General features: G+C 67.2%; 8 protein-coding genes. 5 read left to right on the top strand and 3 right to left on the bottom strand.

The genetic code is table 11. The features are described 5' to 3' along the window. The first annotated feature begins 139 nt into the window (after positions 1-139). The 4 genes from HH308_RS09225 to HH308_RS09240 all read left to right on the top strand — a co-directional run bounded on the left by HH308_RS09225 (position 140) and on the right by HH308_RS09240 (position 4,696). Complete coding sequence (locus HH308_RS09225; protein WP_170193887.1) at positions 140-937, top strand: class I SAM-dependent methyltransferase; 798 nt, start codon at positions 140-142, stop codon at positions 935-937. Then, positions 934-2,478: a 1,4-alpha-glucan branching protein domain-containing protein gene (locus HH308_RS09230; protein ID WP_170193888.1), complete on the top strand. Its 1,545-nt coding sequence runs from the start codon at positions 934-936 to the stop codon at positions 2,476-2,478. The genes HH308_RS09225 and HH308_RS09230 overlap by 4 nt, the downstream gene beginning before the upstream one ends. A gap of 1 nt (position 2,479) precedes the next feature. Next, the gene (locus HH308_RS09235; RefSeq protein ID WP_170193889.1) at positions 2,480-3,751 is read left to right on the top strand and encodes a glycosyltransferase family 4 protein; all 1,272 of its coding nucleotides are present in this window, start codon (positions 2,480-2,482) and stop codon (positions 3,749-3,751) included. A 279-nt stretch (positions 3,752-4,030) separates the two neighbouring features. Beyond that, complete coding sequence (locus HH308_RS09240; RefSeq protein ID WP_170193890.1) at positions 4,031-4,696, top strand: AIM24 family protein; 666 nt, start codon at positions 4,031-4,033, stop codon at positions 4,694-4,696. 20 nt (positions 4,697-4,716) lie between these two features. Here the strand turns inward: HH308_RS09240 and HH308_RS09245 are convergent, their stop codons facing one another. Beyond that, positions 4,717-5,478 (bottom strand): acyltransferase, encoded by a 762-nt coding sequence (locus HH308_RS09245; protein WP_170193891.1) that lies wholly within the window; start codon positions 5,476-5,478, stop codon positions 4,717-4,719. A gap of 187 nt (positions 5,479-5,665) precedes the next feature. Between HH308_RS09245 and HH308_RS09250 the strand changes: the two genes are divergently transcribed. After that, positions 5,666-6,994: a PQQ-binding-like beta-propeller repeat protein gene (locus HH308_RS09250; RefSeq protein ID WP_170193892.1), complete on the top strand. Its 1,329-nt coding sequence runs from the start codon at positions 5,666-5,668 to the stop codon at positions 6,992-6,994. Between the two features lie 3 nt (positions 6,995-6,997). Here HH308_RS09250 and HH308_RS09255 read toward each other — a convergent pair whose 3' ends face one another. Together HH308_RS09255 and HH308_RS09260 are read right to left on the bottom strand one after the other, a co-directional pair. Next, positions 6,998-7,861, bottom strand: a complete 864-nt coding sequence (locus HH308_RS09255) for an EamA family transporter (RefSeq protein ID WP_170193893.1) — start codon at positions 7,859-7,861, stop codon at positions 6,998-7,000. Between the two features lie 23 nt (positions 7,862-7,884). Then, on the bottom strand, positions 7,885-9,090 hold the full coding sequence (locus HH308_RS09260; protein ID WP_170193894.1) for a class I SAM-dependent methyltransferase: 1,206 nt from the start codon (positions 9,088-9,090) through the stop codon (positions 7,885-7,887). Between the last annotated feature and the right edge of the window lie 262 nt (positions 9,091-9,352).

The raw sequence follows: 9,352 nt of genomic DNA on the forward strand, positions 1-9,352 counted from the left end.
GTTCAACACGCAGCGGTTCCCGGCCGGTCTGCGGCTGCAGAGCAGCCCCGTCGGCCCAGCAGGCCACCGACCAACTCGATATGACTGCTCAGTAGGATCGGTTTCCGCCCGACCTTGGGCTACGGCTACCCTCAAGGGGATGACCGAATCACACCAGGCTGCGTCGGACGCGCCCAAAACCACCGCTGACCAGGCCACCTTGGCATTGACCGGCGAACGGACCGTCCCCGGCATCCCCGAGGAGAACTACTGGTTCCGGCGCCACGAGGTGGCCTACGAGTACATTCTCGACGCCGTCGACGGCAAAGACATCCTCGAAGCCGGTTCCGGTGAAGGCTATGGCGCGGCGATGCTGTCGGGTCGCGCGGCGAGCGTCGTCTGCGTCGACTATGACCAGTCCGCCGTCGAGCACACTCGCGCCCGCTACCCGCAGTTGACCGTGCACCAGGGCAACCTCATCGACCTGCCCCTCGCCGACGATTCGGTGGACGTGGTGGTGAACTTCCAGGTCATCGAGCATCTGTGGGATCAGCCGCTGTTCATCCGCGAATGCGCACGCGTCCTGCGACCGGGCGGTCGCCTGCTCATCTCGACGCCGAACCGCATCACCTTCTCCCCCGGCCGCGACACCCCGCTCAACCCCTTCCACACCCGCGAGCTCAACGCCCTGGAACTCACCGAGCTCCTCGTCGACAACGGTTTCGACACCCCGCAGATGCTCGGCGTGCACCACGGTGACGCCCTTCTCGAACTCGACGCCAAGTGGGACGGTTCGATCATCGACGCCCAGATCGACCGAGCACTGGCCGGCGAGCCGTGGCCGGCGTCGCTGGCAGCCGACGTCGCCCGGGTCGCCACCGCCGACTTCGCGATCCGCACGGGCGACGTCGACGCGAGTCTCGACCTCCTGGCGCTCGCGACAGTCTCCGGCGGATGAGCACCACCACAGTGAGTGACGCGGTTCCCGGTCAGTTCACGCTCGTTCTGCATTCGCACCTTCCGTGGCTGGTCAACCACGGGCGATGGCCGGTCGGCGAGGAGTGGCTGTATCAGTCGTGGGGGTCGTCGTATCAGCCGGTCTTCGACGTCCTGCGTCGGCTCGCCGCCGATGGAATGAAAAGCCAAGTGTCCCTTGGCATCACGCCGGTTCTTGCGGCGCAGCTCGACGACCCGCACGCCGCGGCGTCGATGTACGAGTGGCTCGCCGACTGGCAGTTGCGGGCAATGGAACTGGCAACCGATCGCGATCCGGTGCGCCGCGATCACGGCAACCGCGAGTTCCGCGCAGCGGCCGCCGCGTTGGCCGACTTCGAGCAGCACTGGCGCCACGGCGGCAGCGCTGCCATCCGAACCCTGGTCGACACGGGTGTCATCGAACTGCTCGGCGGACCGCTCGCGCACCCGTTCCAGCCGCTGCTCGACGAACGGCTCCGACGTTTCTCGCTCGCCGAGGGTCTCGCCGACGCCCGGCTGCGCTGGGGTCATACCCCGACCGGCATCTGGGCGCCCGAATGCGCCTTCACCCCCGGTATGGAAATCGAGTACGACACGGCAGGCGTCCGCCACTTCATGGTCGACGGCCCGACGCTGCGCGGCGACACCGCGCTCGGCCGTCCGGTCGGCGGCAGTGACGTCGTCGCATTCGGTCGCGACCTGCAGGTCTCCTACCGGGTGTGGTCGCCCAAATCGGGATATCCCGGCCACGCCGCCTACCGTGACTTCCACACCTACGATCACGACTCCGGGCTCAAGCTCTCCCGCGTGACCGGGCGCTCCGTCGACGGCGCCGCCAAGGCTCCGTACGATCCGGCGCGCGTCGACGCGGTCATCGATCGCCATGTCGATGACTTCGTCGGGCAGGTCCGCGAACGGCTGATCGCGCAATCGCGGCGGATGGGCCGTCCCGCTCTCGTCGTGGCCGCCTTCGACACCGAACTGTTCGGTCACTGGTGGCATGAGGGACCGCGATGGCTCGAGCGAGTCCTGCGTCGTCTCCCCGAAGTCGGGGTCACCGTCGGGACGCTCGACGACGCGCGGCGCGGTGGGTACGTCGGGCAGCCGGTGCACCTGACTGACTCGTCGTGGGGGTCCGGCAAGGACTGGCGTGTGTGGGCGGGCCCGCAGGTACGGCATTTCGTGGATCTCAACGCCGAGGTGACGCAGACCGCACTCGACACCGTCGACAAGCAGATGGCAAGCGCCGCAACCACTTCCCGCGACCGCGTCAATGACCAGATCATTCGCGAAACACTGCTGACGGTGTCGTCGGACTGGCCGTTCATGGTCTCCAAGGACACTGCCGCGGGGTACGCCACCGACCGCGCGCACAAGCACGCCCACGCGACCCGGGAGATCTGCGACGCAGCGTCGTCGGGCCGCGTCGAGGCAGCCCAGCGCCTCGCCGACGGTTGGGGCCGCGCGGACAATCTGTTCGCCCAGCTCGACGCACGACGGCTGCCGGCAACCGGAGGTAACTGAGATGAAGATCCTGCTCGTGTCGTGGGAGTATCCGCCGGTCGTCGTCGGCGGATTGGGCCGTCACGTCCACAATCTCGCGATCGAGTTGGCGGCCGACGGCCACGACGTCGTCGTGCTGACCCGACGCCCGGCGGGAACCGATGCGCTGACGCACCCGACCGTCGACCATCTCGTCGAAGGTGTGCGAGTGATCGCCGCGGCCGAGGACCCGGGCGAATTCGAGTTCGGACACGACATGATGGCGTGGACGCTCGCGATGGGACACTCGTTGATCCGCGCCGGGCTGAAGCTCGCCGCATTCGGAGCCATCGACGATGCGCAGCCGTGGATCCCCGACGTCGTGCACGCACACGACTGGCTGGTCGCCCATCCGGCGATCGCCCTCGCCGAGTTCTTCGACGCACCGTTGGTTTCCACCATTCACGCCACCGAGGCGGGCCGGCACAGCGGCTGGGTGTCGGGTCGGGTGAACCGTCAGGTGCATTCCATCGAGTGGTGGCTCGCCGCCGAGTCCGACGCGTTGATCACCTGCTCGACGTCGATGCGCGACGAGGTCAATCGCCTGTTCGGCCCGGATGTCCCGGAGATCAACGTCATTCACAACGGCATCGACATCGGCACGTGGCCGTTCGCCGAACGCAGTGCCCGCACCGCAGGTGCCGAACTGTTGTTCGCCGGGCGCCTCGAATACGAGAAGGGCGTGCAGGATCTGCTCGCCGCGCTGCCCCGCATCCGGCGCAGCCACCCCGGTACGACGGTGACGGTGGCCGGTGCCGGAACGCAGTTGGAGTGGCTCACCGAGCAAGCCAAACGCCACCGCGTCTCGGGTGCTGTCGAGTTCGTCGGCGGCGTCGACCACGAGGGCCTCGTCGACCTGATGCACCGCTGCGACGCGATCGTTCTGCCGAGCCGGTACGAGCCGTTCGGGATCGTCGCCCTGGAGGCCGCGGCGACCGGTGCGCCGCTGGTGGTGTCGACGGCGGGCGGCCTGGGCGAAGCGGTGACCGACGGGGTGACGGGAATGTCGTTCCCACCGGCCGACGTCGCCGGCCTGGCCGCGGCGGTCCGGGCGACCCTCAACGATCCGGCGGCGGCGTCGGCGCGCGCCCGGCGTGCCCGCGCCCAACTGACCGAGGACTTCTCCTGGGGCGAGGTCGCCGAACGAACCGCCGGCGTGTACCTGGCCGCCAAGCGCCGAGTGCGCCATGCGATCGGGCGGCCGAACATCGTCGAACGCCCACTGCCAGAACGGGATCCGAACAAACCCCTGTGACCGGATGTCCGATTCGCCGTCGCCCCCCGGAGTAAATCGGACATCCGGTACGTAGACTCGTTCTCACAGCCAGGGTGTGTCTCCCGATTCTTCTGCGAGGCATCGCCGGGGCGAGCGCAGCGACGGGGCATTTCGTCGGTGGCCGATCTGGCAAGGCGGAGGAGGGAGCGATAGCGGCAGCTATCGTGACCGACGACAACGCGGCCAGGCGGTCATCGGGCCGCCGAGGACCGCAAAGGGAATTGGGAGACACACCCTAACAAGAGTTCAGGAGAACGTATGCGCAGCAACATCTTTGATCAAGCCAACCAAGTGACGCAGACGCGGGAGCGCTGGAGCCTGCAGTCCTCGAAGATGCTGCGCGTGGGATTCGGTGCGGACGTTCTGGCCGCGAAGGGCGCGATGGTCGCCTATCAGGGGCAGTTCGAGTTCAAACATGAGGGCGCGGGCAGCGTCAGCAACTTCCTCAAACGCGCGGTGACCAACGAGGGCGGGCAGATGATGCGCGTGACCGGGCAGGGCGAGGTGTATTTCGCCCAGGACAACCACAATGTGTTCACCCTGCAACTCGAGGGCGATGCGATCACCATCAATACCCGCAGCCTGCTCGCATTCGACGCCGACCTGCAGTGGAAGATCACGACGATCGGCAACGCCGGCATGCTCGCCGGCGGCCTGTTCAACCTGGAGGTCGCCGGGCACGGCACCGCGGCGGTCACCTGCCACGGAACTCCGCTGGTGCTCGACTGCTCGCAGCAGCCGACGTTCGTCGACCCGCAGGCCGCGGTGTGCTGGTCGGCCGGTCTGCAGCCGGCCCTGAAGAACGACATGAAGCTCGGCGCGCTCATCGGCCGTGGATCCGGCGAGGCGTTCCAGCTCGCCTTCCACGGCCCCGGGTTCGTCGTCGTGCAGCCCAGCGAGGGCCGTGCCGTGGTGCCCGGCTGAGTGGTTCGGGGCTGGGTTCGTCAGGCGCCCTGCTGCTCGGCCGCCGCGGCCGCGGCCTTCTTGCGTTCGATGTCGGCCAGCGCACGTTCGAGTTCCGCACGCTGGGCGGCGTTGGCGTCCCAGTCCTCCTTGCGGTTCTTCACCACCCGCGCCGGTGCGCCGACCGCGATCGAGTAGTCGGGGATGACGCCCTTGACGACGGCGTGCGAGCCGAGCACCGATCCGCGCCCGACGATGGTGTTGCGCAGTACGGTCACCTTCGCGGCGACCCAGGTGTCGGCACCGATCCGCACCGGGCCCTTGACGATGCCCTGATCCTTGATGGGCATCTCGATGTTGTCCATCTTGTGGTCGAAATCGCAGATGTAGCACCAGTCGGCGACCAGCGTCGACGCCCCGAACTCCATGTCGATGTAACAGTTGACGACGTTGTTGGCGCCGAAGACCACCTTGTCGCCGATCCGCAGGCTGCCCTCGTGGGCGCGCAGCGAGTTGCCGTCGCCGATGTGCACCCAACGTCCGATCTCCATCCGCGACAGTTCCGGCGTCGCATGGATTTCGACGTTGCGGCCCAGGAACACCATGCCGCGCAGCACGATGTGCGGGTTGGCCGCCCGGAACTTGAACAGACGGTAGTAACGGACCAGGTACCAGGGCGTGTAGGCGCGGTTGGCGAGCACCCAGCGCAACGAATCCAGCGTCAAGAACCGCACCTGCATCGGATCGCGCTTGCGGCCCGCCCGCCAGCGCGATTTGTAGGACGCATTCCACATCGTCGTCATCGGTGATCTCCTCTTCGCCACTGTCCGAGTCGACCTTATCGTTCGACGCCGAACGCCGACGGGGGTGGACCGGCCCGAGCCGGTCGGCACCGCCCACGCGATAGGCTCACATGCGGTTGCTCGTGCGCGGTGAGTGCGAGCGAGTCGAAAGCGGCGTCGTCCGGCGTCGAATGATCGAGGAGAATACATGCGTGCAGTGGTCCGCCGACTATCCGGTGCAGTGCGGGTCGCGGTTGGATTGGGCACCGTCGCGATCACCGCGACAGCACTCGTCTCGTGTTCGGACGGTCACGTCGACGTGCGGTCCCTCGCCAGTCCGGGTTGGTCGAGTTACGGCGGCAACGCCGCGAATTCCAACTACGCCTACCCGTCGGTGCCCGACGACCTCGCCTTCCACTGGTCGCGCCCCACCGGCGGACCGGTCACCGCGCCCATCACGCTGTCCAATCAGTCCAACGTCGGCGTGACGTCGACGACGGCGAACGGCTGCAACCTCCTTGTGCTGGACCCGAATTCGGGTCGGAAGAACTTCTGCAAGCGGATGCGCGAGGGCATCGCGGTCAACTCGTTGCTCGTCGATCAGTACGACCAGCCCTACGTCGGCGAGCAGACGACGTTCCTGGCCTTCAACGCCGGTGGCGCGATCCGCTGGCGGATGCCGGTCTACGGCGTGCCGCTGTCGGCGAAGTTCGCGGCCCCCGGTGTGGTGCTGGTGGCGACGACGCAGGGACAGATCCTGCTGATCGACACCCAGTCGAACGAATTCGTCGCTCCCGAGGTGCTCCTGCGTCCCGACGTGCACCCCGAAGACGGCACCTACGGCATGGGTGACTGCATCACCAACGGCCCCCGGTGCGCGATCCCGGCCCCCGCCGCGGTCGACTTCTCCGCGCAGCGATTCTTCATCAACTTCTGGCCGCAGGGCGCGATCGCCTCCCAGATCCGCGGCTTCGAATACTCCGAGGTGAACGGCAAGCGCGCCGTCCGCGAGATCTGGCACAACGACATCCCCGGCGGCGTCGTCGGGCCGGCGACCCTGTCGGCCGACGGCAAGACCGTCTACGCGTTCAGCCGCCTCGGCCAGTTGTACGCCCTGCACGCCGACAGCGGCAAGGAGAAGTGGCACTACGACAACGGCGGCTACGGCTTCGGCACGATGACCGTCTCGCCCAGCGGGGACATCATCCCCACCGGCGTGATCGGCGCACCGCTGAAGATGATCCACGACGCCGGCGACAAAGCCGTCCAGGTATGGCAGCGCGACGATCTGCAGACCGTGAGCCTGTCGACGCTGACCGAGTCGAAGACGGCGTGGACCGTCGTACGCGACGCGGGCAAGGATTCGCTGTCGCTGATCGAGGTGTCGTCGACCGACGGAAAGACCAAGCGCACCTTGGCGATTCCCGACTCGGTCGGGTTCGCGACCGGTGTCGCGGTGTCACCGAAGGGGCAGATCGCACTGGCGACGAACATCGGCAAGGTGTACTTCTTCGACAGCAAGGCCGACTTCGAGTAGACCTCACACCACGATCAGCCCGATCCCGGCCAGCACCACCACCGCGCCGACCATCTTGCGCACCGGGTTGGGCTCCTTGAACATCCACCACGCGAGCAGCGATCCGACGACGATGCTCGACTCCCGCACCGGCGCTACCAGCGCCACCGGCGTCGTCCGCATCGCCTGCAGTACAAGCACATACGCGAAGGGCGACAGCACCGCGACCGCAGTGATCTCCAGCCAGTAGCGGCGCAATACCGGAATGATCGACGCCCGGTACTTGCGCAGCAGATACGGCGTCATGAATACCGACTGCCATCCGGTTGCGACGGCGAAATAACTCACCGGGAGCAGTGCCAGCGAGGTCACCGCGTGCTCGTCCCACAGCGTGTACGACGCGATGGCCGCACCGGTGAGGACACCCCAGAGCACGCCGTCGACGCGTCGCGCACGATGCGTCGGCGAACTGCCCGAGGCGACGATCACAATGCCCGCGATGATCACCAGCCCGCCGACGATGCCCGCGACACCCGGCCGCTCCCCCATCGCGAGGATCGCCACCGTCATCGTGATCAACGGTCCGGCGCCCCGGGCAACGGGATAGACCACTGACAGATCGGCTCGGTGATAGCCGGTCTGCAGACTGAGCTGGTAGGCGATGTGGATGGCAGCGGAGACGATCGGCGCGTACAACAGCCCCCATGACCACGGCCATCCGTCGAGGGCGAGAAAGACCAGCCCCACCGGCAGCCACAGCGCCGCCGATCCGACTGTGTACCACCAGACGAACGTGTACCCGTCGGAGCTGACTCGTTTGGCCGCGATGTTCCACATCGCGTGGCACACGGCTGCGGTCAGGATGAGGGCGAGTGCGGTCGAGGTCATTCAGGAGGACTCTACGCCGACCGTTATGCCCGCACCCCCGCCTCGCACACAAAACCCACGCCCGATTTCCCGATCCGCGTCATTACCAGTGTCAACGGTCGAGAGCCCTTGAGTTTCAACTTCTTTCGGAGCCGATCGGGGTCGACGTCGAGTCCGCGGACCAGGATCTCCAGCGTCCCGCAGTCACGGGCGGCCAATGCCGTCCGCAGCGCCCGCTCGGCGACGCCGACCTGTTCGAGCACACGAAATCCCCGCTCTCCGGGCGGCACCGCGTCTCCGGACAGGTAGGCGATCTGCGGATCCAGTTGCCACAACCCGTGTCGGGCCGCGTAGTGCCGTACCAGGCCGGCGCGCACCACGGCGCCGTCGGGATCGATGATCCAGTCACCGGGCGGTGCCACCGGCGCGTCGTCGGACTCCGCAGAGGTGATCTCTTCGACGCCGACGGTTCCGTCTGGACGCGACCGCAGGACCGTCGCCCGTTGTGCGGCAAGTCCTTCCGAGGCGACGTCGTTCCACAGACACGCCTCGCGGACCCCGCCGTCGAGCGAGGTGATCTGCACCTGGCCGTCGAAGCCGAAGCGCGCCCGCAGCGCGAGGTAGTCGATGCCGGGTGCCGACTTCACCAGCAACGGCTGCTCACCGTAGGTGGTCAGTAGACCCAGCAGCGACGGCTGCAGGTCCTCGATCCGGAACGTTCGCGAGCCGCCCGCACGACGGGCCGGGTCGGCGATCACCACGTCGGCCCGCGACGTCGGGGTCAGTGCGTCGGCTCGCAGGAGCGTGGCGCCGGGCACGTTGTGGCGTGCCATCGCCAGCCGAACTGGGTCGATGTCGCTGCCGACTACCCCCGAAATATCTTGTCGGGCAACGAGTTCGCGTACCTCGGCACCGATGGAGCAGGTGACGTCGGCGACGAGCGATCCCGGGAACCGCGCACCGATCTCCGCCGCCCGCAACGACGCCACCGTCGTCGGCGTGGCCTGCTGCAGCGCGTCGTCGGTGAACAGCATGTCCTGCGCGTCGCGCAGTTTGACCCGTGCCCGGCGTCGGTACCGGACCGTCTCGATCAGCGCCGCCTCGCGCGGCGCATAGCGGCACTTGACTTGGCTGACGTCGGAAATCATCGACGACGCCGACAACTCCAGTGCCGTCACGTTCTCCAGCGCTTTCGCGCCGTGCCTGGAGGTGAGGAAGTCGACGTCGTCGATCGTGAACTGATAACCCAATCCAGGTGGCCTAGACAGGCTTGGTGCCGGTCACGATGACGTCATACAGGGCTCGCGCCCTGGACGTTCGGCGCGCGGACTGGTGTCGGCTGGTCATAGTTTACGCAGCCTACAGCGTTGCGCTAGCTGGTCACAGTCGGCTGTTGTCACGCTACCGCGGATCTCGATCCGCGTGTGACGTCGCGCATAAGACCTCGGCACCTATAATGGTACCGTCTACGGTACCGAATGAACGAGGCCCGAAAATCGGGCACTCGACTAC

The organism is Gordonia asplenii (genome assembly GCF_012933505.1).
Classification (GTDB): domain Bacteria; phylum Actinomycetota; class Actinomycetes; order Mycobacteriales; family Mycobacteriaceae; genus Gordonia; species Gordonia asplenii.